This is a genomic window from Bombella mellum, from assembly GCF_014048465.1.
GTDB classification, from domain to species: domain Bacteria; phylum Pseudomonadota; class Alphaproteobacteria; order Acetobacterales; family Acetobacteraceae; genus Bombella; species Bombella mellum.
In genome coordinates this window covers 363,606-390,182 of the sequence record NZ_PDLY01000001.1, presented here as the reverse complement: position 1 = coordinate 390,182, position 26,577 = coordinate 363,606, and the positions used below count along the sequence as shown (strand labels likewise).

General features: G+C 61.8%; 25 protein-coding genes and 1 pseudogene. 5 read left to right on the top strand and 21 right to left on the bottom strand.

Annotated features, from left to right (window positions below; all coding sequences use genetic code 11):
• From CPA56_RS01690 to rpoZ, 18 genes are all read right to left on the bottom strand, one after another.
• Window positions 1–849 carry an LpxI family protein gene (locus CPA56_RS01690; RefSeq protein ID WP_182040305.1) on the bottom strand — a complete coding sequence of 283 codons (849 nt, stop codon included), beginning with the start codon at window positions 847–849 and terminating at the stop codon, window positions 1–3.
• Window positions 846–1,703: an acyl-ACP--UDP-N-acetylglucosamine O-acyltransferase gene (gene lpxA / locus CPA56_RS01685; RefSeq protein WP_182040304.1), complete on the bottom strand. Its 858-nt coding sequence runs from the start codon at window positions 1,701–1,703 to the stop codon at window positions 846–848. Before lpxA ends, CPA56_RS01690 begins: the two co-directional genes overlap by 4 nt.
• Before the next feature lie 5 nt (window positions 1,704–1,708).
• The gene (fabZ, locus tag CPA56_RS01680; RefSeq protein WP_182040579.1) at window positions 1,709–2,128 is read right to left on the bottom strand and encodes a 3-hydroxyacyl-ACP dehydratase FabZ; all 420 of its coding nucleotides are present in this window, start codon (window positions 2,126–2,128) and stop codon (window positions 1,709–1,711) included.
• 170 nt (window positions 2,129–2,298) lie between these two features.
• Window positions 2,299–3,327, bottom strand: coding sequence for a UDP-3-O-(3-hydroxymyristoyl)glucosamine N-acyltransferase (gene lpxD, locus CPA56_RS01675; protein ID WP_182040303.1), 1,029 nt, complete (start codon window positions 3,325–3,327; stop codon window positions 2,299–2,301).
• Between the two features lie 13 nt (window positions 3,328–3,340).
• Entirely contained in the window at window positions 3,341–4,273 is a 933-nt protein-coding gene (locus CPA56_RS01670; RefSeq protein ID WP_182040302.1) for an OmpH family outer membrane protein, read from the bottom strand.
• A gap of 74 nt (window positions 4,274–4,347) precedes the next feature.
• Window positions 4,348–6,843 carry an outer membrane protein assembly factor BamA gene (bamA, locus tag CPA56_RS01665; RefSeq protein ID WP_182040301.1) on the bottom strand — a complete coding sequence of 832 codons (2,496 nt, stop codon included), beginning with the start codon at window positions 6,841–6,843 and terminating at the stop codon, window positions 4,348–4,350.
• A 219-nt stretch (window positions 6,844–7,062) separates the two neighbouring features.
• Complete coding sequence (gene rseP / locus CPA56_RS01660; RefSeq protein WP_182040300.1) at window positions 7,063–8,148, bottom strand: RIP metalloprotease RseP; 1,086 nt, start codon at window positions 8,146–8,148, stop codon at window positions 7,063–7,065.
• Complete coding sequence (dxr, locus tag CPA56_RS01655) at window positions 8,141–9,325, bottom strand: 1-deoxy-D-xylulose-5-phosphate reductoisomerase (protein ID WP_182040299.1); 1,185 nt, start codon at window positions 9,323–9,325, stop codon at window positions 8,141–8,143. Before dxr ends, rseP begins: the two co-directional genes overlap by 8 nt.
• 95 nt (window positions 9,326–9,420) lie before the next feature.
• Window positions 9,421–10,191, bottom strand: coding sequence for a phosphatidate cytidylyltransferase (locus tag CPA56_RS01650; protein ID WP_182040298.1), 771 nt, complete (start codon window positions 10,189–10,191; stop codon window positions 9,421–9,423).
• On the bottom strand, window positions 10,188–10,937 hold the full coding sequence (uppS, locus tag CPA56_RS01645; protein ID WP_407645632.1) for a polyprenyl diphosphate synthase: 750 nt from the start codon (window positions 10,935–10,937) through the stop codon (window positions 10,188–10,190). The genes CPA56_RS01650 and uppS overlap by 4 nt, the downstream gene beginning before the upstream one ends.
• Window positions 10,937–11,503 carry a ribosome recycling factor gene (gene frr / locus CPA56_RS01640; protein WP_182040297.1) on the bottom strand — a complete coding sequence of 189 codons (567 nt, stop codon included), beginning with the start codon at window positions 11,501–11,503 and terminating at the stop codon, window positions 10,937–10,939. The genes uppS and frr overlap by 1 nt, the downstream gene beginning before the upstream one ends.
• A gap of 71 nt (window positions 11,504–11,574) precedes the next feature.
• Window positions 11,575–12,312, bottom strand: coding sequence for a UMP kinase (gene pyrH / locus CPA56_RS01635; RefSeq protein ID WP_182040577.1), 738 nt, complete (start codon window positions 12,310–12,312; stop codon window positions 11,575–11,577).
• 93 nt (window positions 12,313–12,405) lie between these two features.
• Window positions 12,406–13,332, bottom strand: coding sequence for a GTPase Era (gene era, locus CPA56_RS01630; RefSeq protein WP_182040296.1), 927 nt, complete (start codon window positions 13,330–13,332; stop codon window positions 12,406–12,408).
• Complete coding sequence (gene rnc / locus CPA56_RS01625; RefSeq protein ID WP_182040295.1) at window positions 13,325–14,077, bottom strand: ribonuclease III; 753 nt, start codon at window positions 14,075–14,077, stop codon at window positions 13,325–13,327. The genes era and rnc overlap by 8 nt, the downstream gene beginning before the upstream one ends.
• Window positions 14,077–14,916, bottom strand: coding sequence for a signal peptidase I (lepB, locus tag CPA56_RS01620; RefSeq protein ID WP_182040294.1), 840 nt, complete (start codon window positions 14,914–14,916; stop codon window positions 14,077–14,079). The genes rnc and lepB overlap by 1 nt, the downstream gene beginning before the upstream one ends.
• Before the next feature lie 114 nt (window positions 14,917–15,030).
• Complete coding sequence (gene acpS / locus CPA56_RS01615; protein ID WP_182040293.1) at window positions 15,031–15,435, bottom strand: holo-ACP synthase; 405 nt, start codon at window positions 15,433–15,435, stop codon at window positions 15,031–15,033.
• A gap of 5 nt (window positions 15,436–15,440) precedes the next feature.
• Entirely contained in the window at window positions 15,441–17,765 is a 2,325-nt protein-coding gene (locus CPA56_RS01610; protein ID WP_182040292.1) for a RelA/SpoT family protein, read from the bottom strand.
• Between the two features lie 105 nt (window positions 17,766–17,870).
• Window positions 17,871–18,236, bottom strand: a complete 366-nt coding sequence (rpoZ, locus tag CPA56_RS01605) for a DNA-directed RNA polymerase subunit omega (RefSeq protein ID WP_043560688.1) — start codon at window positions 18,234–18,236, stop codon at window positions 17,871–17,873.
• A 345-nt stretch (window positions 18,237–18,581) separates the two neighbouring features.
• Between rpoZ and CPA56_RS01600 the strand changes: the two genes are divergently transcribed.
• The 3 genes from CPA56_RS01600 to CPA56_RS01590 all read left to right on the top strand — a co-directional run bounded on the left by CPA56_RS01600 (window position 18,582) and on the right by CPA56_RS01590 (window position 20,978).
• Complete coding sequence (locus tag CPA56_RS01600; RefSeq protein WP_182040291.1) at window positions 18,582–19,187, top strand: LabA-like NYN domain-containing protein; 606 nt, start codon at window positions 18,582–18,584, stop codon at window positions 19,185–19,187.
• A 139-nt stretch (window positions 19,188–19,326) separates the two neighbouring features.
• Window positions 19,327–20,202: an NAD(P)-dependent oxidoreductase gene (locus CPA56_RS01595; protein ID WP_182040290.1), complete on the top strand. Its 876-nt coding sequence runs from the start codon at window positions 19,327–19,329 to the stop codon at window positions 20,200–20,202.
• A 167-nt stretch (window positions 20,203–20,369) separates the two neighbouring features.
• Window positions 20,370–20,978, top strand: a complete 609-nt coding sequence (locus tag CPA56_RS01590; RefSeq protein WP_182040289.1) for a superoxide dismutase — start codon at window positions 20,370–20,372, stop codon at window positions 20,976–20,978.
• Window positions 20,979–21,077: 99 nt separating this feature from the next.
• On the opposite strand, the gene yajC is transcribed toward CPA56_RS01590, so the two are convergent.
• Entirely contained in the window at window positions 21,078–21,434 is a 357-nt protein-coding gene (gene yajC, locus CPA56_RS01585; protein ID WP_182040576.1) for a preprotein translocase subunit YajC, read from the bottom strand.
• 85 nt (window positions 21,435–21,519) lie between these two features.
• On the opposite strand from yajC, the gene CPA56_RS01580 reads away from it, so the two are divergent.
• Window positions 21,520–22,395 carry an ATP-binding protein gene (locus CPA56_RS01580; protein ID WP_182040288.1) on the top strand — a complete coding sequence of 292 codons (876 nt, stop codon included), beginning with the start codon at window positions 21,520–21,522 and terminating at the stop codon, window positions 22,393–22,395.
• A 56-nt stretch (window positions 22,396–22,451) separates the two neighbouring features.
• On the opposite strand, the gene CPA56_RS01575 is transcribed toward CPA56_RS01580, so the two are convergent.
• Window positions 22,452–25,004: a TonB-dependent receptor gene (locus CPA56_RS01575; RefSeq protein ID WP_407645625.1), complete on the bottom strand. Its 2,553-nt coding sequence runs from the start codon at window positions 25,002–25,004 to the stop codon at window positions 22,452–22,454.
• Window positions 25,005–25,227: 223 nt separating this feature from the next.
• On the opposite strand from CPA56_RS01575, the pseudogene mutT reads away from it, so the two are divergent.
• A pseudogene (gene mutT / locus CPA56_RS01570) lies at window positions 25,228–25,632 on the top strand (8-oxo-dGTP diphosphatase MutT); the annotation flags it as partial.
• Between the two features lie 46 nt (window positions 25,633–25,678).
• On the opposite strand, the gene CPA56_RS01565 reads toward mutT, so the two are convergent.
• Window positions 25,679–26,572, bottom strand: coding sequence for an SMP-30/gluconolactonase/LRE family protein (locus CPA56_RS01565; RefSeq protein ID WP_326831281.1), 894 nt, complete (start codon window positions 26,570–26,572; stop codon window positions 25,679–25,681).
• Window positions 26,573–26,577 lie beyond the last annotated feature (5 nt).

Below are 26,577 nucleotides of genomic sequence, written 5' to 3'. Positions count from 1 at the left end.
TTACATCCTTTTTTCAAAAACGGAGTCCGGGCCCAGTCCATAGAGAAACAGCCCCAGACGGTCCGCCTCCTTTATACAATGATCCGGGTCCACGACCAAGGTAAGCCGTGCAGGGAACGCCAGACCCCGCAACCCCGCCTCCGCCGCCCTGCGGACCGTGACCGGCCCGATGGTGGGCATGTCGGCCCGCAGCTCCTGCCCTGTCTTGGGCATCTTGACGAGCACTCCGCCAGCCCCCTCCTGCCGCAGGTCACCACAGCGCAGCAGCATGGCGTCCGTACCTTCGAGAGCCTCCACCGCCAGCACCAGACCGTTCTGCACCACGCATCCCTGCCCTATGTCCAGCGGCCCCATGACAGACAGGGCATGAACCGCCTGCCTCATGTCATCCATCGCCTGACGGTCGGGGTGGACCCTGCCCCAGGGACCCGCCCGGTTCGCCTCCGTCCCAAGAAACTCATGCGCCCCCCGCACACGGAAGCCCTCTTCTTCCAGAATCCGGATGATCGCCGCCAGCAGGCCGTCATCTCCGGCAAACAGGGCACGCCCAAGCCGGACGAGCAGACGCATCCCCTCCGCATCCGGTCTCAGGGCACGCCATGAAGGCCGCCGGACAGGGCCTATCAGAACAAGCTCGCTGCACCCATTGCGGCGCAGGGAACGGAGAATGGCACCCGCAGCAGCCAGACGGATCATTTCATGAGAATAGGGAGCGAGACGGCTTTCATCAGCAAAGCCACTGAACCCCACAAGAAACGGGTCACGCCCTTCCCGTCGGAGAGCCTCTGCCACCTGGGCAGGAAGCGGGCCACCACCGGCCAGAATCCCGACCCGGGCTGGCTGGTTCACCCTTCCACGTCCTTTTCGGAAACACCGGCCTGACCTGGACGGGTCAGGCCACGGCGGCTTGGCTCTTCCATGAAACGGAGCATCTCCGCCACACGGTCGATATGACCATAACGCTGGCGCACCCTGTCCATGCGCTCACCGAGCAGGCTTCTGCCCCGGCTGGAACGGGGATAAAGCTCCCGGAACGCCAGACGCATCTGCTGTATCTCACCGGCGTCCACGCCAGACCGCCTGAGGCCAATCCAGTTCAGCCCCACCAGCCTGGCCCTGTTGCCCAGCACGCTGCCATACGGAATGACATCCATTTCCACCCCGCACAGCCCGCCGACCACGGCCCCATGCCCGACACGGACAAACTGATGCAGGGCTGCCGACCCCATGATCCGGGCATTGTCACCAATCATCACATGCCCGCCCATCACGACATTGTTGACGATGATGACCCCGTCACCCAGCACGCAGTCATGGGCGACGTGAGCATTGGCCATGATGAGGCAGTCCCGGCCAATCCGGGTTTCACCGGCCCCCTGCGCCGTCCCCCGATGGATGGTCACGTTCTCCCGCACCACCGTTCTGGCCCCGATGTGGCAGCGGGTCTTTTCCCCCGCATATTTGAGGTCCTGGGGGGGATAGCCGACCGTCGAAAAGGGATAGACCTCGACCCCTTCCTCAAGAACCGTCTGACCTTCGACCATGACAGACGCATGAAGCCGAACATTGTCGCCCAGCCTCACGTCCGGGCCAACCATGCACCAGGGGCCGATCCAGACCCCTTCACCAAGAGACGCCCGTGGGTCCACAAGAGCCGTAGGGTGAATCCCGGTTTTTCCAGGGTGCTGTCCCGGTTCTGGCATCAGGTTCAGTCCACGATCATGGCACTGAAGGTCGCTTCAGCAACCGTGGTTCCCTCAACCTTCGCAACACCACGGAACCGCCATACGGCCCCGCGTGACCGCTCCTTGGTGACATGGATGCGCAGCTGGTCCCCCGGACCGACCGGGCGGCGGAACTTGGCATTCTCCACTGTCATGAAATAGACCAGCTTGCCTTCAAAAGCCTTGCCCAGTGTCAGCACGACAAGCGTGGCTGCCGTCTGGGCCATGGCCTCGACGATGAGAACACCCGGCATGACCGGACGTGCTGGAAAATGCCCCTGAAAAAACGGCTCGTTGACCGTCACGTTCTTGATGCCAACAGCGGATTCCGAAGCCCTGATCTCTTCCATCCGGTCCAGCAGAAGGAAAGGATAGCGATGAGGAATCGCCTTCATAATCTGCATCACATCTACGCTCTCAGGCACCTGATGTGTCTGCTCAGCAGCATCTCCCACTTATCTCATCTCCCGGCTTTTTTCGACAACACGCAACCATCCGCTTATCCTGTAAGGAGAAGGCGGTCAATGTCCGCACCTTTTACCAAAAAAATCCAAAAATACCAATCTCACATGTCCTATCGGCGGGAAAGCCTTCGTAACGTGGCAATATTCCTGAAGAATTCCCGGAAAGGCATGGCCGGACTGCCAATGACATCCGCTCCGGCCTCGACGTCATTCATCACGCCACACTGTGCCCCGATGCGGGCCTTGCGCCCGACATGGATGTGCCCGATCAGCCCGGCCTGGGCGGCGATCGTCACGAAATCCTCGATCTCGGTGGAACCGGAAACCCCGGCCTGTGACACCACGATGCAGCACCGCCCCAGACGGGCGTTGTGACCGATCTGCACCAGATTGTCGATGCGGGTGCCCGCCCCTATGACGGTATCCTTCATGGAGCCACGGTCTATGGTCGAATTGGCCCCGACCTCCACCCCATCCTCCAGAATGACACGGCCCAGCTGGGGCACGCTCTCAAAACCGTCCGGCCCCACGGCAAAACCAAAACCGTCCTGTCCGATCCGGGCACCAGGGTAGAGAATGACACGCTCCCCCAGAAGGGCATGGCTGAGCGTCACATGGGCACCGATGCGGCACCCGTTCCCCAGCACGACATGGCTGCCCAACATGGCGTGCGCCCCGATGACACATCCGTCACCGATCCGGGCCCCGTCACCGACCACCGCGAAAGGGCCTATCTCCACCCGCTCACCAATGATGACGTCCCTGCCTATGACGGCCGTTGGATGACGGCTGGCCTCTACCGGCGGCAGCGGATGGAAAAGACGGGCCACACGGGACCAGGCCAGATAAGGCTCCCGGCTGACAAGGGCCACGCAGCCCTCCGGAACCTTGTCCGCAAAGGCGGGACCCAGAATGACGGCACCGGCTTTCGTCTCACTGAGAAGAGGCAGATAGCGGCGGTTGTCCAGAAACGAGACATGCTGCGGACCGGCCGCATGAAGCGGAGCCACACCCTCGAAGAGGGAACCGGCTCCCGCAGCTCCAGCAACCTCCAACCCGGCCGCTTCAGCAAGCCGTTCCAGCGTGAATGGTCCGGAACGGACGAAGAAACGGGGGTCACCCGGAAGCTGCCGGTCCATCGTCACCGCTCCCTTACTGCTGGCGACGGAGGACGGAATCCTTGGCCTGCGGAACCTCGGCAGGCTGCGTGCCCGCCTGATTCATCAGGCGTTCCTCATCGGCCGTCGTGGGCATCTTGCCGGACTTGGCCAGCACCTCCGGGTCCACCCCGTCACCGGGGATGAAGACATGCGGCAGCACCTTGTTGAGCAGATCAGCCACCTCCTCGGTGATGTCCTGCCCGTCCACATGCAAGACGGCCTGCTCGGCATGAAGCACGAGATTCATGCCATGTGCACCGGCCACCCGGGCGATGATCCCGTCACGCTGTTCCAGCACGCGCTCGATCTGATGGAAGGCCACCTGATAGGCCTCCTGAATGATGCGGGCCTGATTGCTGAAGTCACGCTGGTCCTTGGCACGCCGCTCCTGAAGATGACGGACACGCAGCTGGAGCTGGTCGGACGTCAGGGTGCGGGCCTGCACCTGAAGCTTCTGCTGCTCCTCACGCCAGGCAGCCTCCTCCTTCTGCACGACACGGGCCAGACGGTCACGCCGTTCCCCCAGAACCTGCTGCATCTCCTGCGCCGCCGTGGAAAGCTGCATCACGCCCTGCACGCTGATCAGCCCGACGGACACTGGCGGCGGTGCATTCTCCTTCGGAATGGCCGGAGACGCCGGAACCGGCGGCAGAGGCAGGACAGGCGGAACCTGCTGCCCCTCACCCTCCGGAGCCCCTTCCGCTTCATCCATGCCGCCCATGTCGGGCATGGCTGCCGGAGCCGGTGCCGCCACGGGGGCGGCATGATGATGCGGAGCCACCGGGGCGGAAGGCTGCTGGGCCGTCTTCGGAACAAACCAGGCCCCGTTGCCATCATTGCTGTCGGCTGCCCCCGCCTGGCTGACTGGCATGAGAGCCAGCACGCTTGCGGTCATCAGGGTCAAAGGCAGTGAAAAGCGTGACATGAAAACCTCTTTGTGAAAATGGAAACGGAAAGGCCCGTTCCGGCTCCCGCAGGACCCTGAACGGGCCATGTTCCTCAGAACTGCTGGCCGAACCCGAAGCGGACCGGATACAGACGGTCCCCGTGTTCACGATGGATCGGGACGGCACCGTCAATATTGACCAGACCGAACGGACTCTTCCAGGAAATGCCAAGACCGCCGGAGACACGAGGGGTCATCGTGCTGCCGCCGATCGGCGTGTAGTACGGGTCATTCCAGTTACGGTAATGATTGCGGTCCTTCACACGCTTGCCGGAAAGACTACCGGCATCAATGAAGCCACGTCCGGAAATGCCAAGGCTGTCACCCATCGGCAGCGGGAAATTCAGCTGGATGGACGCCGTGTACATGAAGGTACCACCGATCAGGTCCTCCTGTCCGGCACCCGGGCAGTAGCCGTTGCGGGCCTGGCCCAGTGGCGTGTTGGCGGCACCGCTGTGGCAGGGAGCCTTGTAGTGGCTGCTTCGTGGGCCGACACCACCCTGAAGGAAGCCTCGCAGGTTCTGCCCCCCAAGGTAGAAGTTGTCGACGATGTTCCGGTCACCACTGGAGCTCCAGTCATGCATGTAACCAACACCGCCCTTGAACTGAAAGCCCCAGCTGTGGCTGCCCGTCAGGTCATCCAGCGGCAGATAGTAGCTGCCGTTGGCCTTGACACGGTAATATTTCTCGTTGCCACCCAGACCCGCGAAATCGCCGCCTGCGCTGAGAACGTAACCGGACCGTGGGTTCATGCGGTTGTCACGGCGGTCATAGGTGATGTTGGTGCCGATCTGGGAAAGAAGCGACCAGCCTGCGGCATCACGCACATAAACGGACGGCGTGTCATCCTCCCAGCCCGGATACTGCGACCCCGGCACGCCGTTACCGACATGACGGTCCACGACCGTGTAGGTCCAGGACTGCGACAGATACCGGTTATAGGCATAGCCGAGGCGGACGGACGCACCGTACTGACCCTCGTTATAGCTCTGGTAGGTCTGGTAGTTGTTCTGGATCGTGTAGATGTCGAACCCGGCGACGAAGTTGCGCCCGAGGAAGTAGGGATCGGTCACGGACAGATCGGCCTGCTTCTCATAATAGGCGACCGTACCGGAGAACCCGGCATCAATGCCCGTACCCAGCAGGTTGTGCTGCTTCAGGCCGACGTTACCCATGATGCCGGCGTCGGTCGAGTACCCGCCACCGAGGGAGAATTCACCGGTCGGCTTTTCAACCACGTTGGCACTGACATTGACCTTGTCCGGCGCAGACCCCTGGGACTGCTCCACCCCGGTGCTGCTGAAGTACCCCATGTCCTGAAGGGCCAGCTTGGAATATTTGCGGTTGAAGGGCGTGTAGGCATCCCCTTCCACCATGGGCAGGTTCCGGCGGATCACGTGGTCACGCGTGATCGTGTTCCCGTTGATGTCGATGCGTTCCACATAGACATGCGGTCCCTCGACGATGTCAAAGAGAAGATCGACGACCTTTTTCTCAGGATTACGGGCAATCTCGGGGCGCACCATGGCGAAGGGATGCCCGTTGGCCTGAAGCCACTCCTGCATGTCCGTCGCATTGTCCTGCACCGCCGTGCCATCGTAATACTGGTTCTTGTAAACCTCGATATGATTCTTCATCGTGTCCGCCGTGACATGATGCACATTGGACCGCACGCCGATCTTGCCCAGACGATACCGTGGCCCCTCATGAAGGGTATAGGTGACGTAGAAGCTCTTGTGGTCCGGAGACAGCTCACCCGTGGCATCGACCATGTGGAAATCCACGAAACCGCTATGCAGGTAGAAACGCCTCAGAAGCTCGGCATCGTAGCGGATGCGCTCGGGGTTGTATTCATCCGAGGAGGAGAAGAAACGGTACCAGGCATGTTCCTTGGAGGAGACGACATGGGACAGGGCCGCCTCGCTGAAGCTCGCATTGCCGACAAAGGCAATCTTGCGGACGAGCGTCTGCTGTGATTCATTGATGTTGAAGATCACGTCGACACGGTTGTGGGACAGACGGATGACCTGCGGCACCACCGTGGCCCCGTACCGGGCACGGGCCGCATACATGTTCAGTATCTTCTGGCGGTCCACGGCCACGGTCTGGGCCGAGAACACGGCACGGGTCCGCAGGCTGATCTCTTTCATCAGGTCCTTGTCCTTGAGGGCATGGTTGCCCTCAAAGACGATGCGGTTCACCACCGGATTTTCCGTCAGGTTGACCAGAAGCGTGTTGCCCTCACGCTTCAGCGTCACGTCCCGGAACAGCCCCGTGGCATAGAGGGTCTTCAGCGAACGGTTGAGGGCGTCACGGTCGAAACTGTCACCCGGCTGCACCACCATGTAGGACAGGACGGTGCTGGTCTCGATACGGGTATTGCCACGCACGTCGATGGACTGGATCATGCTGCCGGAGGAGAGATGGTCCTTGTCCACAGAGCGACGGGCATGATGGACACTGCGCCCCTGCTGGGATGCCGCCTCTGCCGCACAGAGCAGGGTCGGTGCCGTACAGACAGAAGCCAGCAGAGCCAGTCGAACGGCCATAGGCCGGAACCTTTTCGTACGCAATCCTGACAAAACCGGTATTCCTCGTCTCAAAATTCCACGAACAACCATCATGCCGCCCCCGCACCGAACGCCCGGACAGCCCACACGCACAGGCGCATCGGACAGAGTCCCACGCAGCATCACGCCAAGGGAGATGCCTGTCTCAGTTATATACTCTACCCTAGAAGGTCTTTTCCATCATTGCAGGGGGAAAGATCAACCCCCATGTGCAAACAACCAGTGAAAAACTCCCAGCCCCCTGAGATCGTTCACCGTCGAGAAGATGAAAAGTGCCGCCACGAGGAACAGCCCCACCTGAAGGGCATAACCCTGCGTCCGCTCGGACAGGGGTTTCCCCCGGATGGCCTCACAGGCATAGAAGAGCAGATGGCCACCATCCAGCATGGGCACGGGGAACAAGTTCAGCAGGCCAAGGTTGAGGGACAGGAGAGCCACGAACCCCAGCGCACTGGCCACGCCATAATCCACGGCCTGCCCGGACATGTGGATGATGCCGATGGTCCCGGAGAGCTGCCGGGCACTCCGCTGCCCGCTGATGATCTGCCAGATGCCCTCCAGCATGTTGCCGCACATGTCCCACGTCTGTCCGATGGCCGCCGGAACAGCCTTGTAGACAGGCAGGGGCGCACTGTGACTGACGGCAAAGCCGACCCCCAGCCGACCGACGTCATGCCCCCCCTGCCGGATGCGGTCCAGCGTGACCGGAAGCTCCAGGCTCTGGCCCTTCCGCAGCAGCCCGATCTTCATGACCTCGCCCGGATGGGCCGCCACCTGCGCCTGGATGTCGCCAATGCTCAGGATGTGATGCCCGTCCAGACGCTGTATTTCGTCACCCACCTGAAGCCCGGCCTTCATGGCCGCACCATCCGGGGCCAGCGTGCCGATGTCGGGCCGGGCCTCCGGCCTGCCGAAGCAGGACAGCAGCACCACAAATAGAAGGATCGTCAGCAGGAAATTGAAGGCAGGCCCCGCCACCGTCACGATCGCCCGCGAGAGGACGGACTTGCGGTTGAAGGCATTCTCGTCACCCTCTTCCCGTGGTGCATCGGGACGGTTCTCAAACCCATGGAGTTTGACATACCCCCCCAGCGGCAGCAGGCTGATCTGCCAGCGTGTTCCGACCCGATCCTTCCATGATGTCAGGGCGGGACCGAACCCGATCGAGAAGACGGTCACCTGCACGCCACGCCAGCGGGCGGCCAGATAATGGCCCAGCTCGTGAATGAAGACGACAATCCCGAAAACGACAAGACCGGCAACGATGCTCTGAAGACTATGCATGGTCGGCCATCCGCTTCATCTGTGTCCGGGCCAGCTCACGCCCCATCTCGTCCCAATGGTAAACATCCTCCAGGGAGGTCGGTACCGGGTTTTCCGGCATGGCCTGGAGGCTGGCATCAATCAGCTCACCAATGCCGAGGAAACGGATCTTCCCGGCGAGGAAAGCCTCCACGGCGATCTCGTTGGCGGCGGAGAACACGGTCGGAGCCACGCCTCCGGCCCGCAGGACCTGACGGGCCAGACGCAGCGGGATGAAGCGGTCCTCATCCACCGCCTCGAAATTCATCTGCCCGAGCTTCACAAAGTCCAGACGCTCGCATCCCGTCTGCATCCGGGTCGGGGCGGCCAGCGTGTGTGCGATGGGAATCCGCATGTCCGCCGTGCCCATCTGGGCCACGAAGCTGCCATCACGGAAACAGACCATGCCATGCACGACTGACTGCGGATGGACCAGCACGTCAATCTGATGTTCCGGCAGGTCGAACAGACGGGCGGCCTCGATGACCTCCAGCCCCTTGTTGGCCATGGAGGCGGAGTCAATCGTGATCTTGGCCCCCATGGACCATGTGGGATGCTTCAGAGCCTGTTCAGGCGTCGCCTTCGCCATCTCCTCCTTCGTGGAGCAGCGGAACGGTCCGCCAGAGGCCGTGAGGACAATCTTCTCCACGAGAGACATGTCCGCCCCGCCAAGGGACTGCAGGATCGCATTATGTTCGGAATCAACGGGCAGCAGCTCGGCTCCGGCATCACGCACGGCTTCCAGCATGACGTTGCCGGCACAGACGAGAGCCTCCTTGTTGGCCAGGGCCACCTTGTGCCCGTTGCGTACGGCCTCCAGCGTGGGAGCCAGCCCGGCCGCCCCGGTGATGGCAGCCATCGTCCAGTCTGCTTCCAGCGCACCGGCCTCGATGACGGCCTGCCGTCCGGCGGCCACCTTCACGCCAGTGCCAGCGAGACGCTCTTTCAGCTCCTCATAATGCTGCTCATCATTCAGGACGGCCAGCTCGGCATTCAGCTCACGGGCCTGCTCGGCCAGAAGGGCGGCGTTCTTCCCCCCCACGAGAGCGCGCACCTGGATGGAGTCTGCCTGCTGCTTCAGAAGATCGACGGTCGAGACACCAATGCTGCCTGTACTGCCAAGCACGCTGATGCGCCGACGCCCGGAACCTCCCCCCATGGAATACCTCTCCCTTGATGATTTCAACATGATACGTGATGGCGGGTCTGCCTCATGACAGACCTATAGCAGAGACTGCCGCTCCAGAATAAGACTTAACGGAAAAGCTGCCAGAATGGCCCCTCTCCGGCCATGAGGGCCAGGATGGCCGCAACAGGGGCCGCCAGCAGGAGGGCATCCAGCCGGTCCAGCAGTCCCCCATGACCCGGGATGAGCCGCCCGGAATCCTTGACGCCCAGACGCCGCTTGAAGGCACTCTCCAGCAGGTCGCCTGCCTGGGCCGCCACGGCAATCACTCCGCCCGTCAGACAGGCGGAGAACGACCAGCCATGCCCCGACCAGTGTCCGACCAGCCCACCGAGGATCACGGCCCCCACGATGCCCCCCAGCGAGCCGGAGATGGTCTTGCCGGGAGAAATGGCCGGGGCCAGCTTCGGCCCGCCAATCAGCCGCCCAGTGGCGTAGGCGCAGCTGTCACTGGCAATGACGGCGAAAATGACAAAGAAGGTCTCAAGGAAGCCGTCAGGCCGCCCCCGCAGCCAGAGCAGGGAAAAACCACCCAGCATGGCCACCAGGACCGGACCGCAGGCCCGCCTGCCAAACAGGACACTGGACGCCAGGAGGTAAAAGGCTGCAAACCACTGCCCCTTGATGGCTATCAGACCACCACAGAGGGGCCAGAGCAGAAGCAGCAGCCCCCGCAGACTTTTCATCGGCTGGCCAAGCAGGGTTTCCCCTTCCCAGACGATCCCGACCATGACAAGCAGCACCAGTACCCGATAGGCCCATCCACCAGACCAGAGGCAGAGGAGCACCACGGGGACGATCACGAGACTGGAAAGGATGCGCTTCTGAAGCTCCGTCATTCCGGCCTCCCTCCAAAACGTCTCTGCCGACGCATGTAACGCCGCATGGCCTCGGCAAAATCTTTCTCACCAAAATCCGGCCAGAGCACGTCGAGAAAGACCAGCTCGGCATAGGCCGACTGCCAGAGAAGAAAATTTGACAGACGGCTCTCGCCGCTCGTCCGCACGACAAGGTCAGGGTCCGGCATGTCGCCCGTCTGGAGGGCGGCGGAAAGCATGTCCTCGTCAATATCCTGCGGATTCAGCGTCCCGGCCCGGACCCTCTCCGCCAGATGACGGACTCCGCCCGCAATCTCGGCCCGGCTGCCATAAGACAGGGCCAGGGACAGGGTAAGGCGGGTGTTACTGCGGGTCTGCTCCTCGGCCCGATGCAGCTCCCGGCAGAAGGACTCCCCAAACCGTTCAGGCTCACCGATGATGCGCAGGCGGACGCCCTGAGAGTCCAGCTCCCTGAACCGGTGACGCAGATAGAACTGCATCAGCCCTGTCAGGTCACTGATTTCCTCACCGGACCGCCGCCAGTTCTCCGAGGAGAAGGCATACAGTGTCAGATAATCCACCCCGTGTTCCATCGCCGCACGGACACAGCGTTGCACGGCCTCACCGCCTTCACGGTGGCCCTGCACGACCGGTACGCCCCGGCTCCTGGCCCAACGCCCGTTGCCATCCATGATGACGGCAACATGACGTGGAAGCGACCCGGCCGGGAAGGAAGAAGGATGTAAGTCCGACAATGTTCTTGCGATCAGACCTGCTTGATGTCCCGCTCTTTGTCAGCCAGCATGGTGTCCACACGCTCGATGAACCGGTCCGTCAGCTTCTGGATGCCGGCCGTCCAGGTCTTCGCCTCATCCTGGCTGAGCTCGCTCTTCTTCTCCTTCCCCTTGACGATGTCCATGCCATCACGACGGACGCCACGCACGGCCACACGGCCACCCTCGGCATAACGGGCGGCAGCCTTGGCCATCTCGTTGCGACGCTCCTCCGTCAGCTGCGGGATGGGCACACGGATGGTCTGCCCCTCGGCCGCCGGGTTCAGCCCCAGGCCACTGTCACGGATGGCCTTCTCCACGGAGGAAACGGCACTGGCATCCCAGACGGACACGGTCAGCATCCGGGCTTCCGGCACGGCAACGGACCCGACCTGGGACAGGGGTACGACAGAGCCATAGATTTCCACCCGCACCGGTTCCAGCAGGTTCGGGCTGGCACGACCGGACCGCAGGCCGGACAGGTCCCGGCGCAGGCTCTCCAGAGCACTCTCCATGCGGCGCTGGAGATCATCGAGCAGGTCATTCAGCTGTGTGTTCATGGCAATGATTCCTCAATAGTCAGTTCTGCTCGCCAGCCATGACGGACTGGCTTGACGGTCCCATTCCTGTTTCAGTTTTCGACAATCCGGGTAAAGCGGCCCTCACCCTGCATGGCCGCAGCAAAAGCCCCCGGCGCATGCATGTTGAAAACAATGATCGGCAGCGCATTCTCACGGGCAAGACTGATCGCTGCAGCATCCATGACCTTCAGGTTGCGGGCGAGCGCATCCATATAGGTCAGCTGCTCATAACGTTCGGCATCTGGGTTCAGACGTGGATCTGCGGAATAGACGCCATCAACCTGCGTCCCCTTGAAGAGGGCGTCGCACTCCATCTCGTTGGCCCGCAGGGCGGCCGCCGTATCAGTCGTGAAGAACGGATTGCCCGTACCGGCAGCAAAAATGACGACACGCCCCTTTTCCATGTGCCGGACGGCCCTGCGGCGGATGTAAGGCTCAGCAATGGACGCCATATGGATGGCCGTCATCACGCGGGTTTCCACGTTGCGTTTCTCCAGTGCATTCTGGAGCATCAGGGCATTGATGACCGTCGCCAGCATCCCGGCATAGTCCCCCTGCACCCGGTCCATTCCCTTGGCCGCAGCCGCCAGCCCCCGAAAGATGTTGCCCCCGCCCACGACAAGACAGACCTGCCCGCCCATGGAGGCCACGTCTGCGATGTCGGCCGCCACCATGTCCACCATTTCCGGGTCCACACCGGCAGTCCCCTTGCCCATCAGTGCCTCACCGGACACTTTGAGGAGGACCCGTTTATAAGGAAATTTCGGCTCTTGGGGGGCGGTGCTCATGGTCGTACCAGCTCTCTGGTTGATGATGTCCTGAAATCTGTCTGCTCCCTCATACAGAGCCATCCCCGCATGAACAAGCGAAACTCGTGCCGTTCAGCCATATTCCGCAAGGCCTAGAGCCCGCAGACGGGCCGTCTCCCTGTCCCACGCCGCCCTCTCCTTCACGTTGAGGAAAAGATGGCAGGGAGCATCCAGAAGTCCCTCCAGCTGCTTCCGTGCCCGCATCCCGATCTCCCGGATACGCTGCCCCCGCTCCCCGATGAGGATGGCCTTGTGCCCCGCCCGCGAGACATAGATCGTCACGTCAATGCGGATGGACCCGTCCTTGCGTACCTTGAAGGATTCTGTCTCCACCGTGGCGTGATAGGGAATCTCCTCATGGGTCTGGAGGAAGACCTGCTCCCGCACAATTTCCGCCGCCAGAAGGCGGTCCGGCAGGTCCGTGAGGTCATCCTCAGGATAATGGTACGGTCCGGGAGGCACGGCCCGGGCCAGCCCGTCCAGCAGCCCCTCAACCCCATCACCGGAGCGGGCACTGACCATGTAGACCTCCTCCACCGGCAGAAGGTCCGTGATGGCCTTCGTCAACGGCAGCAGCTGGTCCCGCTGGATGAGGTCCGTCTTGTTCAGCACCAGCCAGACCGGCCGCTTCCCCTCTTTCAGCCGGGCGATGATCTCCCTGATCTCGTCCGTCAGGCCGATGCGGCTGTCCACCAGCAGCAACGTCAGGTCTGCATCCTGGGAACCGCTCCAAGCCGCATTGACCATGGCCTGGTCCAGCCGACGACGAGGCTTGAAGATGCCCGGCAGGTCCACGAACACGAGCTGGGCCGTGTCCCGCATCACGATGCCGAGCGTGCGGAAACGGGTCGTCTGCGCCTTGGGGCTGACGATGGACAGCTTGGCCCCGGCCATGCGGTTCAGCAGGGTGGACTTGCCTGCATTGGGCGCACCGACAAGAGCCACGAAACCACAACGTGTCTCCCCTCCCGTGGCGGTCTTTTCTGTATCCTCAGGCACGTTCTGTCTCCTGCCCCATCTTCTTCAGCAAATCCGTCGCCGCAGCACTCTCGGCCAGCCGCTTGCTGCCCGCACGGCCAACCCCCACCTGACCCAGTGCCCGGACCTCCACACAGAAGACCGGCGCATGGGACGGGCCATCCGCAGAGGTCAGCTCATACCTAGGCAGGGCCTCACCACGCCCCAGCAGGAACTCCTGAAGCAGCGTCTTCGGCTCCTTGTGGGGCTGGCCGCTCCTCTCGATGTCACGGTCCCAGAGGCGGCGGACCACATGGCGGGCCGGGTCCAGCCCGGCATCCAGATAGAGTGCGCCCAGCAGGGCCTCCATCGCATCGGCCAGAACGCTGGCCAGAACACGTATGCCGGCACTTTCCTCATGCTGGGCAATCTGTATCGCCTCGGAAAGCTCGATCCTTTCCGCAATCCGGGCCAGAACGGGACGTGACACCAGATGGGCATGGCGGGCACCCAGCGCACCTTCCTGCTCATCGGGATAACGCTCGAAAAGCCATTCCGCCATCAGCAGGCCAAGCACCCGGTCACCCACGAATTCCAGCCGTTCGTTGGAACCCTGCCCCCGTGGGGCCTTCGCCGCCTGACGCCCCTTCTGGCCACCACGGCTGCGCCCCTGCCGCCTTGGAACGGCGGAACGGTGCGTCAGGGCCTCATGAAGAAGCCCGGAATCCGAAAAACGATGTTCCAGCTTCGCCTCGACATGGCGGACAGCCTCGTCACGTGTCATCATCAGTCAACACCGTGCAGGAAACGGCCCCAGCGGATCTCCACCGGCCAGTACCAGAACTGCCATGTCGGATGACGCATGTCGACGGAAAACAGAATGATCTTCGCCCGGCCGACCAGATTGTCTATCGGCACGAACCCCAGATCATGCCCGCCACTGTCCGTCAGGTAATCATTCCCGGCGGGTACGGCACAGGTGCCGCTTTCATGCCCGCCTTGGAACCGGCTGTCCGAGCTGTCGTCACGGTCATCGCCCATGGCGAAGAAGCAACCCCGGGGCACGGTATATTCTGGCGTGTTGTTGGCAAGGTCATCATCCCGCATCTTCAGGATGTCATGGGCAACGACAGTGCCATCCTCACGGGGCAGCATCTCCCTGTAGCGGGTGCCGGACAGGCGGTAGCCCCGCTCATCCACCACACTGTAATGCCCCCTGTCCTCCCGTGGCACTTCCTTCCCGTTGATGAAAAGACGCCCCTGCTCCATGCGGACACGGTCTCCCGGCAGGCCGACGATCCGCTTGATGTAATCCACCGACGTGTCCTTGGTGAAGCGGAACACCGCCACATCCCCACGGTGCGGCATGGAGGCGAAAAAACGCCCTGAAATGAAAGAGGGTGAGAACGGAAAGGAATAGCGGGAATAGCCGTAGCTCAGCTTCGATACCGCCACGAAATCCCCCACCTGGAGGGTCGGGATCATGGAGGCGGACGGAATGTTGAAAGGCTCGACCAGCAGGGAGCGTACGGCAACGACAAGGATGAGCCACAGCAGGATCTGTCTTATGGAGGCCCCCAAGCTTTCCTTCCCGTCTGTCTGTTCCGTCTGTGTGTCTTCGTTCATGATCCCTGTAGTCCTGTTCTGGCAGAAACGCCCTTCATAGCCACTGCCATAGCCTGCCTAGCCCGCCGGGTCATGCGTTAATTCCATTCCCGGGACAATTTTCAGCCCGCCAGCCTACAGGGGCAGGGCCTGTATGAGCACCTGCGCCATGGCCAGGGGTGGGTCATCACTCATGCTCAGCAGCAGCTCGACCCGATGCCCCGACGGCACCCGCCGCTCCAGGATACGGGCAGCCTCTCCGGACAGGCTGAGCATCGGGGCCCCCAGATGGTTGCGCCCCACCGAAATGTCCTGAAGCTGCACCCCCTGGGCAAAGCCCGTCCCCAACGCCTTGGCGCAGGCCTCCTTCGCCGCCCAGCGTTTCGCACAGGCACCGGCACGGGCCGCTCCCCGCAGGCTCTGGACATAGTCCTGCTCTTCCGGCGTGAAGACCCGGTCAAGAAACGCCTCACCATGTCGGGTCAGGGCACGCTCGATGCGCCCGATGGCGCAGAGATCAACCCCCATTCCGAGAATCATTCAGGTCACCCTTTTGTCCGCTCGGCCTGCAGCACGCCTTTCTCGGCACGGAAACCGGCAAGGACCGTGGCCAGATGCCCCTTGCTGCGCACCTCAAGGTCCACCAGAATCTCCATGAAATCCAGCTGACGGTTCACGATGCGCAGATTGACCACGCAGGCCTCATGCCGTGTAGCAAGATTGGTCAGGGCCGCCAGAACGGCAGGGTCATTCCCCGCCACGACGGAGAGACGGGCCGTATAGCGGGGCGCATCCCGCCCTGTCCGCCCCATGGCCTCCTCACTCCACGAGATTTCAAGAAACCGCTCCGGCATGTCGGCAAACATGCTGAGATTGTGGCACCTGCGCCGGTGCACGGTCACGCCCTTGCCCTGTGCGATGATGCCCACGATCCGGTCTCCCGGCAGGGGGCGGCAGCAGCCCGCAAAATGAAGCTCGATCCCTCGACCAACACCATTGACCAGCGTACCCTCATAGCTGGAGGGCCGTCTGGGTGGCAGGGGCCTCTGGTCCAGCCGTCCTTCCAGTCTGGGAGACAGGCCGGGCACGATACGGGGCACCTGTCCCTGCCGGGAAAGCTCCGGATAGGCGGCCCCCACGACATCCCTCGGGTCCAGCTGTCCTGCTCCGACACTGCCGTACAGCTCGTCCAGACTGTTCTGCTTCAGAAGGCCAAGGACGGATTCCAGCACCTTCTCCGATCCGTCCACACCCTTCTGGCGGAAGGCACGGGCCACCGCACCACGGCCATTCTCCACATTGTTCTGCCGCTGCTGGAGAGCCACGAAACGCCGCACACGGGCACGGGCCTTGCCCGTGACGACGAACCGCTCCCATGACGGAGACGGGGTCCCTCCCCGTGCCGTCATGATGTCGATCTGGTCGCCATTTTCCAGAACGTGCTTCAGCGGGACCAGACGGCCATTGACCTTGGCCCCCACGCACCGGTCCCCGACCTGACTGTGCACGGCATAGGCAAAATCCACCGGCGTGGCCCCACGGGGCAGGGAAATGAGCTGCCCCTTGGGCGTGAAGCAGAAGACCTGGTCCTGATAGAGTTCCAGCTTGGTGTTTTCCAGAAACTCGTCCGGCCCCTGGCTGTCCTCCAGAATGTCCAGCAGGTCCTGCACCCAGCGCAGCTTGCGGGTATAGGCCCCGAACGTTTCCGACAGGACGGCGGTTTCCTGCTCGCTGGGGCTTGTGCCGTCCTTGTAGCTCCAGTGGGAGGCGACGCCATTCTCCGCCAGATCGTGCATCTCCGGCGTGCGTATCTGCACCTCGATCTTCTGGCTGTGCGGACGGTAGAGTGTCACCCCCGTATGCAGGGACTGGTACCCGTTCGTCTTGGGGGTGGAGATGTAATCCTTGAAACGTCCGGCAATCATGGGGTAGGCCCCATGCACCGCTCCCAGCGCAGCATAGCAGGCCTCCCTCGTAGGCACGAGGATGCGGAACGCCATGATATCGGAAAGCTGCTCGAAAGCGACATTGCGCCGCTTCATCTTCTCCCAGATGGAATAGGGTGACTTCTCCCGCCCGATGACGGTCGCCCCTTCCACTCCAGCCTCCTTGCAGAGCGTGGTCAACTCGCAGCGTATCCGCTCGATCATGTCCGCACCCTGGCCACGCAGATAGTTCAGCCGTGCCCGGATGGTCGCATCGGCCTCCGGCTCCAGATTGACGAAGGCAATGTCCTGAAGTTCCGTCTTCACCCTGTCCATGCCGATGCGTTCGGCCAGAGGGGCATAGATGTCCAGCGTCTCCCGGGCGATGCGCTGGCGGCGGTCCAGCCGCTGGACGTAATGGAGCGTCCTCATGTTGTGCAGCCGGTCCGCCAGCTTGACGATGAGGACACGGATGTCCCGTGACATGGCAAGCACAAGCTTGCGGAAATTCTCCGCCTGCTTGGTCCTGTCGGACTGAAGCTCCAGCCGTGTCAGCTTGGTCACGCCATCCACGATGGCCGCAACATCCCGCCCGAAACGCTGCCCCAGCATGTCCAGCGAGATGTTCGTGTCCTCCACGGTGTCGTGCAGGAAACCCACCATGATGGAGGCCGGGTCCATGCGGAACCCCGCCAGAATGTTGGCGACGGCGATAGGGTGGGTGATGTAGGGATCGCCATTGTCCCGGCACTGCCCCTCATGGGCCTGTGCCGCCAGATCGTAGGCTTCCTCTATCCTGGCGAGATCGGCGTGGGCGTCATACCGCCTGATCCGCTCCAGCAGCCCGTTGATGGAAGGGTGGAAATCCTGTGCGGACAGCGGCTCCACGGCGTCAGCCACCGTCTCCTCCGGGGAAGCGGTGGAAAGAAGTGTATCATCAGCCATGGCCTCGGCCCCCATCTCTGCTGATGGAAGAGCCTGTACCCATCTGCCCACAAGCAGCAGAAAGTCCGGCCCTTCCTCAGGGCGCATGCTTCAAACTTTGAAGGCTCAGCGACGCCCCCGGCCTGAGCCGGCTTCATCGGCCGCCATGTTGGCGGCCTCCTCTTCTGCGGACACGTCCTGAAGACCGAAAATATTCTGGTCCGTCGGGATGAGGTCCATCACCTCCTCGTCGGAAGGCTCGACCTCAGGCTGGTTGCTCATGGAGCGGACGATGCCGTTCTTCAGCCCCTCAAGACTGACATGGTCCTCAGCGATCTCGCGCAGGGCGACGACGGTGTTCTTGTCGTTGTCCCGCGGAACCTGCATCTCCTCCCCACGGGACAGACCACGGGCACGCTGGGCGGCCAGCAGCACCAGGTCAAAACGGTTCGGAACCTTCTCGATGCAGTCCTCTACGGTCACACGTGCCATAAAACCGGCTCTCCCCACTCACAAGCTGAAATGGCCCACGCTCACCCGGGCCGGAACCAGCCCCCTGCACAAACAGGACAGGCTCATCCCCTCATATCTCACAATCTTCCCGCATTATTATCACAACCCCCTTTATTGGCGCAACGCAAAGCTGTAAGAAGGAAGTCAAGAGGCTGTCCTGTCTTCTTCCGACACGCCTTCCATCCTCTAAATCTGGTACGACAACTACCATACATACGGAGCAGGAACACAAAGACAAAGGGGCGACCCTGCCAGATGTCATGGCCCGCCCAGGACAAACAGGACGTTTCTTGACCCTCGATCCAAGCATATAATGTGAGCCATATGTCCAATCTTCTTCTACGCAAAAATGATCGCACGTCACTTTTCATCAACGGGGCCAGCCTTCATCACGCCGCACGCAATCTGGGGTTCGAGGTCGACTTCCTCGCCCTGCGGGACCTCTTCGAGCAGCAGTGCTCCTTCCAGCGGGCCTTCTACTACGCCGCCATGCCGGAAACCGAAGATTATTCCCCCCTCCGCCCGCTGACGGACTGGCTGGCCTACAACGGCTACCATCTGGTCACCAAGACGGCCCGGGAATTCACCAACCAGTCCGGCCAGCGTCGCGTGAAAGGCAACATGAATGTCGAATTGGCCGTCGACCTGATCGAACAGGCTCCCCGGCTGGATCACATCGTGATCATCAGTGGTGATTCCGACCTGCGCCGTGCCGTGGAGGCCGTGCAGTCCCGTGGTGTGCGTGTCACGGTCATCTCCTCCGTCAAGACGACGCCCCCGATGATCGGTGACGACCTGCGCCGCCAGACGGACCACTTCGTGGAGCTGGCGGACATCGCCCATCACTTCACCCGCCGCAATGCGGACAACCGGTCCCGTCCTCCCATCCGCCACCCGGCCGATGCCGACGACTATGACGACGAGGAATGATCCTTCTCTTCCAGCCCCGCTCCGGCGGGGTTTTTTCATGGCCGCTTTCCATCACGATTCCGCCATCCCCCTTTAATCCCCGCCTTCCCCGGCCCATCTCCCCTGGACGGACGTAATGAACCCTGAAAGGAACCCGCCCATGTCCATCAAGACCATCGGCTTCATCGGTTATGGTGCCATAGCATCCCTCATGGGACGCAATCTGGTCCAGGCCGGATATGATGTCGTCGCCCACACGCCATCAGGCCGGAGCAACGGGGCCGAGGCGGATGTCCCCATGCTGGCCTCTCCCCGCCTCGTGGCGGAAAGAAGTGACGCCATCATCATCTGTGTCCCGAATGACGAGGCGGAGAACACGGCCCTGCATGGCCCGGACGGCCTTCTGGCAGGGCTGCGCAGCGGACAGCTCGTGCTGGACACGTCCACCGTCTCACCGGAACAGGCCGACCACCTCGCCGCCCTACTAGGTGAGCGCAATGTCGCCGTGCTGGACGCCCCCATGTCAGGCAGCACGCCGGAAGCCGAGAAAGGAGCCCTCATCATGCTGGTGGGCGGCCCGGAAGAGACCGTGACGCTCGCCCGCCCCATTCTGGACCGGATCGGCCGCATCACCATCCATGCGGGTCCGGCCGGGAGCGCAGCCCGGCTAAAGCTCGTCGTCAACGGCATCATGGGGGGCACGCTGAACATCATCGCTGAAGGGATCGCCTATGGTCTGGCCGCTGGCGTGGAGCGCAACGTCCTCTTCGAGGCCCTTCAGGAACTGGCCGTCATCAGCCCCCATCACAAGCGCAAGATCGACATGGGCAAGGCGGGACATTTCCCCTCCCAGTTTCCGACCCGCCTGATGAGCAAGGACATGGGCCTGCTGATGGAGGCCGCCCGCCGCCGTGGCGTCCCGATGCACGGCATGGCGGCAGCCTCCCAGAATCTGGCCGCCTCCAACCGACATCACGCTGATGACGATTATTCCGCCCTGATTGCCCGGATGGAACGGGAGGCTGCCAACCGCTGAAAAGTATCCTGTACCCCCCTCTTCCCGCTATTGGGACCGTTTTACTCTTTTTTTAAGACAGCCCGTCCCGCACATCTTGACGTTGCCGCCCGGCAACCATAGCTAGAGGGGGTCATGAATTGGCGGGAGGGATGCCTCCTGCCCCTCATATGTCAAGGAAGATTCACATGGCTTTTGAACTCCCAAAACTCCCCTACGCCGAGAACGCCCTGGCCGATGCCGGCATGTGCCAGGAAACACTGGAGCTGCACCACGGCAAGCACCATCAGGCCTATGTCACGGCCCTGAACGGCTTCGTCGAGAGCAAGCCGGAACTGGCAGGCAAGGCCCTTGAAGAAATCATTGCCCTGTCTCACGCTGATTCCTCCCTGGCTCCGGTCTTCAACAATGCGGGCCAGCACTGGAACCACTGCATCTTCTGGAACTGCCTCTCCCCCAACGGCGGCCGCATCCCCGGTGCGCTGGAAAAGAAACTGACCGAGGATTTCGGCTCCGTCGATGCCTTCAAGGCCGCTTTCAAGCAGGCCGCCACGACGCAGTTCGGCTCCGGCTGGGCCTGGCTGGTTCTGGGTTCCGATGGCAAACTGAAGGTCACCAAGACGGCCAACGCCGCCAACCCGCTCTCCGAGGATGAGGGCCGTGCGCTGCTGGGCCTGGACGTGTGGGAACACTCCTACTATCTGGATTTCCGCAACCGTCGTCCAGACTATGTCACCAACTTCCTCGACCGTCTCGCCAACTACGAATATGCCGAGAGCTGCCTGAAGGGTGCCTGATCTTCCGGCCATCCTTCCATGAAAAAAGCCCTGCCACGGATCATCGTGGCAGGGCTTTTCCGTTTTCAGGCGGCGCATCATGACGATGCGCCCCTGACCTCATGAATCGTTGGCGACCCTGTCCTCACGGGAAAGAACGGTCGTGATCGTGCTGCGGATGACCTTCACCTTCACGCCCGGAGCGATCTCCACGTCGATCTCCTGAGAATCATCACGGGTGTTCTGCACCGTACCCAGAATGCCACCAGCCGTGACGATCCGGTCACCACGGCGCAGACTGTTCTGCTCCTCCCGGAGTTCACGCTGACGCTTCTGCTGCGGGCGGATGAGCAGGAAGTAAAAGACGACAAAAACCAGAACGATCGGTGCATACTGGAGCATGGCTGCCGAGCTGAAAGCTCCGCCACCGGTACCGGCATCGGCAGCATAAGCCGTGGAGAAAAGAAAACTGTTCATAGGTGGTGTTGGTTCCATCTTGATGAGATAATCCCGGACCATATCGTGCCGGAATGTCACGTCAAGCTCATTGCACAGGAAGATCATGCCAGCAACCGCCCTTCTCCCCCTCCTGACCCGCATTGCCGAAAGTCTGGAACGCATGGCTCCTCCACCAGCAGACCCTGCCATGCTGGATGACCCCACGCAGGACAGCTTCATCTGGCAGGGCGGGAGCGGCCATCTGCTGCCCATCCCCCACATGCAGGCCGTCCCGCTGAAGCTGCTGAAGGGCATCGACCGGCAGATCCGGCAGGTCATGGGCAACACACGCTTCTTTGCCCACGGGCTGGCAGCCAACAACGTGATGCTCTGGGGTGCCAGAGGCATGGGTAAATCCTCGCTCGTCAAGGCCTGCCTTCTGGCCGTCAATGAGGAGCAGCGCAGGGACGGCCAGCCCCCGCTGGCCCTGATCGAGATTCCACGGGATGACCTCGCCACCCTGCCGCAGCTTCTGGCCCTGCTGCGCCGCACCTCCCGCCGGATCATCCTGTTCTGTGACGATCTCTCCTTCGAGACGCAGGATGCGGATTACAAGTCCCTGAAATCGGTCCTGGATGGAGGCATCGCCGGACGGCCTGACAATGTGCTGGTCTATGCCACCTCCAACCGCCGTCACCTCATGCCGCAAAACATGATCGAGAATGAAGCGGGGGATGCCATCAACCCGGGCGAGGCCATCGAGGAGAAGGTGTCCCTCTCCGACCGGTTCGGCCTGTGGATCGGCCTCTATGGAGCCTCCCAGCCCCATTATCTCAGCATCATTGGTGCCTATGCGGAGGAGAGGCAGCTCCCCATCGCCAGGGAGGAGCTGCACAGCCGTGCCCTGCAATGGGCCATGCAGCGGGGCAGCCGCTCCGGCCGGGTCGCCTCGCAGTTCATCACCGCCCTGAGTGCCGAACTGGCCGAAGAAGCCCGCTGAACGGCAGAACGGCCCGCCTGAAACCAGAGCGGGCCGTTCTTCATGCTGCGGACCAGTCAGAAGGCTGCACTGATCGTTCCGAAATATTCCCGTGTCGCTCCACGCTCCAGGGACTGATAGTCCCCCACGGGCGGGTTGTTGTTCTCACCCATCATGGCGACATATTTGTTGTTGAACAGGTTGTAGACGTTGAAGCTGACCGTCAGGTCCCGCACGCCTGCCAGTTTCCTGAACGTATAAGTCACCCCCGTATTGGCCAGCCAGTAGCTGCCGATTGAGGTGTCGTTCATGAAGCTGTAATATCGCCTGCCAAAATAGTTGGCATCAAAATGCGCATTCAGCCCACGCCATGTATAGGCAATGGAAGCCTTGTACATCCATGCCGGGTAATTGACGATGTTCTTGCCCTTCAGCGGGTAATAATTCCCGGCACTGGAGGTCACGTTCCGGTCATAGGTGCCCTTGTTGTAACTGAGCGTATTGGTGATGATCAGCCCCGGCAGGGGACGGACGGACACGCTGCCATTGGCCCCCGTCATGGAAATGCGCCCGAAATCGAATTCTTCAGAAATCGGATTGAACATCGTTCCCCGTGCCCCAGCCAGAAGCTCGTGCATCAGGGTGGAATGATAGACGGTCGCATCCAGCTGCACGATGGAGGACGTGAAACGATACCCCCCCATGTAGGTCCAGGCCCGGGCCGGTTTGGTCTGCGCCTTCTGCCGCAGGAACTCCTGCTGGTTGGGCACGGAGAACAGCGAATTGGCCACACCCGTGCCAGAAACCTCATAGGCCCGCATGTTCTTGGAGACATCGATGTAGAACTCGTTCTGCCGGTTCAGACGCCAGTCCAGATTGAAATGGGGCAGGAAAGCTCCCGTGGCATGAAGGGAGCCGGAGGGCAGGCCACCGGCATCCAGAGCCGCCCATGAGTCGTCATTCTCATGACCGCCACCGGATGTCTGGGAAATCAGGGAGCGGAAGCCCGCTGTCAGCGTCAGCCCCTTGAGGATGGTGTAAGTGTCCTGAAGGTGGGTCTGCACCACATTGGTGCGCCATCTGAAATTATAGACCCGGTCGGCCGGCCCATACACATTGTAAGGCCCGACCGCCTTGACGGGCGCACCCGCCCCCAGCTCCGGCTCCAGATAATTGTAAAGCCCGGCGGTCTGGTTGTTGTTCTCGTACCAGACACCCGTGTTGATCCTGTGATGCCCCCAGCGATAGTCCAGACTGCTGTTGATGCCGAAACGCTGCTGGCTGTTCTTCCAGACTTCCTGATAGAGCGGCACGCCATTCGGCGTGGCGACCTGAAGGTCCGGGTCCTCCGAAGCGGCGGATGCGGCAGCCGTGTAGCTGTAATTGCCGGACTGGGCGTGACCATAGACCGTGGTGTGCCATGTCAGATGGTCCGTCAGGGCAAGATCAAGATTCAGACCACCCAGAAAATTGGTCTCATGCTGCCCACCGTCATAATAGGGCATCTGACAGGCATTCACCTGCCCGTTGGACCCCGGATAGGCCATGAAATTGTTCGGGCTGTTATTGCATTGCTGCGCCCACTGATAGGCCCTGCCGTAATCCGGGTAGAGATGCGGGACACGCCAGCCCAGATTGTTGATCATCCCCAGTGAGAGGTCCGGATAGTTCTGCTGCTGAAGGTCCGTCCAGTCGAAGAAGGCCGAAACCCTGCTGCGCTCGCCAAGCGGCTGCACCAGCTTGGCATTGACCTGCTGAAGGAACTGGTCCCCCTTCCCCTCCCACATGCCTTCATCCGTACGGGCATAGGAGGTGTAGAATTTCGTGCCGGATTCATTCAGGCGGCCGGAGTCAAACCGGGCATAGGTGCGATAAGACCCATAACTGCCAAAGGCCTGGCTGACCTTGCCCCCCAGCCTGTCGGACGGATCGCTGGAGGTGAAACGGATGGTCCCGCCCAGCGTGTTGGTGGACGGCACGTCCACGCCACCTCCGCCCTGCGACATCGTCATGCTGCCGATGTCATCAGGAATGATGGCCGAGGCAAGGCTCAGACCATTGACGGACTGGTAGGTCTGGTCATTCAGGGGAATGCCATCCAGCGTCACGCCCAGCTGGTTCATGAAGAAGCCACGGACGTACAGATTCGCCCCGAAACTGTCGATTCCAAACGGATCCGTGGAGGTAAAGCTCACGCCCGGCATACGGTCCAGTGCCTTGTAGGGGCTGGTCCCGGGCACATATTCCTTCATCACGCTTTTCGGTACAACCAGTTCCGCCGCCCGGCTGACATGCGAGGCATGGACGGACAGGCTCTGCACCCCATGAGCGGACACATATTTCGGCCTGTGGTGGCTGGCCACCTTCACACGCCCTGCACCGCCCCCTGCTGTCGCTGCCCTGCTGCCATCCCTGACTGGTGTAGCCGCCACCCCTCTGTGGGCACTGGACCTGTGAACCACCGCACCGGCACCATGACGGGCAGCGGCAGGCTTCCCTGCTGCCGTCTTGGTGACTGCTGGCAGGTTCTGTGATCGGGGCTGGGCAAAGGCAACTCCACTACCCATTCCCAGAAAAACGGCAGCAGAGGATAGAAGAAGGTGGCGGCGCAAAGTGTCTGACACTCCCATCGTCTCGGCACATGACAGGAAACCATGACAGACTGTGTTCCTGTCAGGGCAGCTATCCATTCACGGTATGACGGACTACCTACCGGGCACACCTGTCCTCGCAAAGGTCCGGGGTGTTTTTTTGAATTTTCCTCTTTCCCCTGTGGCATAAAAAGCGCATTTCTGGCGGACAATCCCCACATCACGGGCCAATCATGCGGAGTATTTCGTGACCACGCCATTTCGCCCCCATACGCTGCTTGTCACGGCAGCCATCCTCATCCGGAACGACGGAGCCATCCTGCTGGCCCAGAGGCCGGAAGGCAAGACATTCGCAGGACTGTGGGAGTTCCCCGGGGGAAAGGTGGAAGTGCCAGAATCGCCCGAGGCAGCCTTGGTCCGGGAGCTGGATGAGGAGCTGGGCATCACCGTCCGGCCGGAAAAACTGAAGCCTTTCACCTTCGTCAGTGAAAACTGCGCCACCTTCCACCTGCTGATGATACTATATCTCGTGCGGGACTGGGAAAATGAACCTGTAGGCCGGGAGGGCCAGACACTGGCCTGGGTTCCTGCCTCCGAGCTGGGGGACTACCCCATGCCCAAGGCGGATGCCCCGCTCGTCCCCCAGATACAGGCCCTTCTGGGCTGACGGCCCGAAACGGAAGGAGGCCGAAAGGCCTCCCTTCCTCTGACGGTCAGTCAGCATCCAGCACGAAACTGTGCTGCGGGTTGCCCGCAACATCCGTGCGGAACGCAAAGATGCCACCCGCCTGTGGCTGTGCCTCCAGCTCCTCCTCGCTCAGCCCCTTGCGGGCTGTCGTCACGAAGACGGTCCTGCAATCGGCACCACCAAAGGCGATCTTCGTGACATTGGACACGGGCAGGGCTATCGGCTCCATCGGTGTACCATCAGGCCGGAAACGGGTGATCTGGCCACCGGCCCAGGTGCCGCTCCAGACATTCCCCTCGCTGTCCGTCACCACGCCATCAGGATAGCCCTTCTCCAGGGTCGCAAACACCCGCTTGCCTGTCAGGCTGCCATCATCCTGAATGTCGAAGGCATAAATATGCTTCTGGGGGCTGTCGCAGGCATAGAGCACCTTCCCGCAGGGCGAGACGGCAGGACCGTTGGACACGATGTAGCCACTGTCCCAGTGTGACACGCTGAGCTGGCCATTGCGGTGCTCGACCCGGTAGAGGGAACCGCTGTCCCGGCTTTCCCCGTCATCCATCGTGCCGAACCATATGCGTCCCTTCTGGTCCACGCAGCCATCGTTCAGACGGTTTCCCTCATCTTCCGTCTCGACCATGCAGGCATGTTCGAAATAACCCGTCTTCACGTCAAAACGGTGCAGGCCATCCGGCAGACCGGCAAGGAACGTGCCATCACTGGCAGGCAGGAGAAACCCTGTCCGGTTGGGGGCCTCCCAGCTGCGCAGGCTGCCATCCTGAAGGCAGTAGCGGTGGATGCGACAGCTCACGATGTCGACAAAGTAGAAGGAATTCTCCGCCTCGATCCAGACCGGCCCTTCACCGAGCACTGCCCGGAAATCTGACAGACATACTGGCTCATGATGTTTCAGCTCCACAGGCA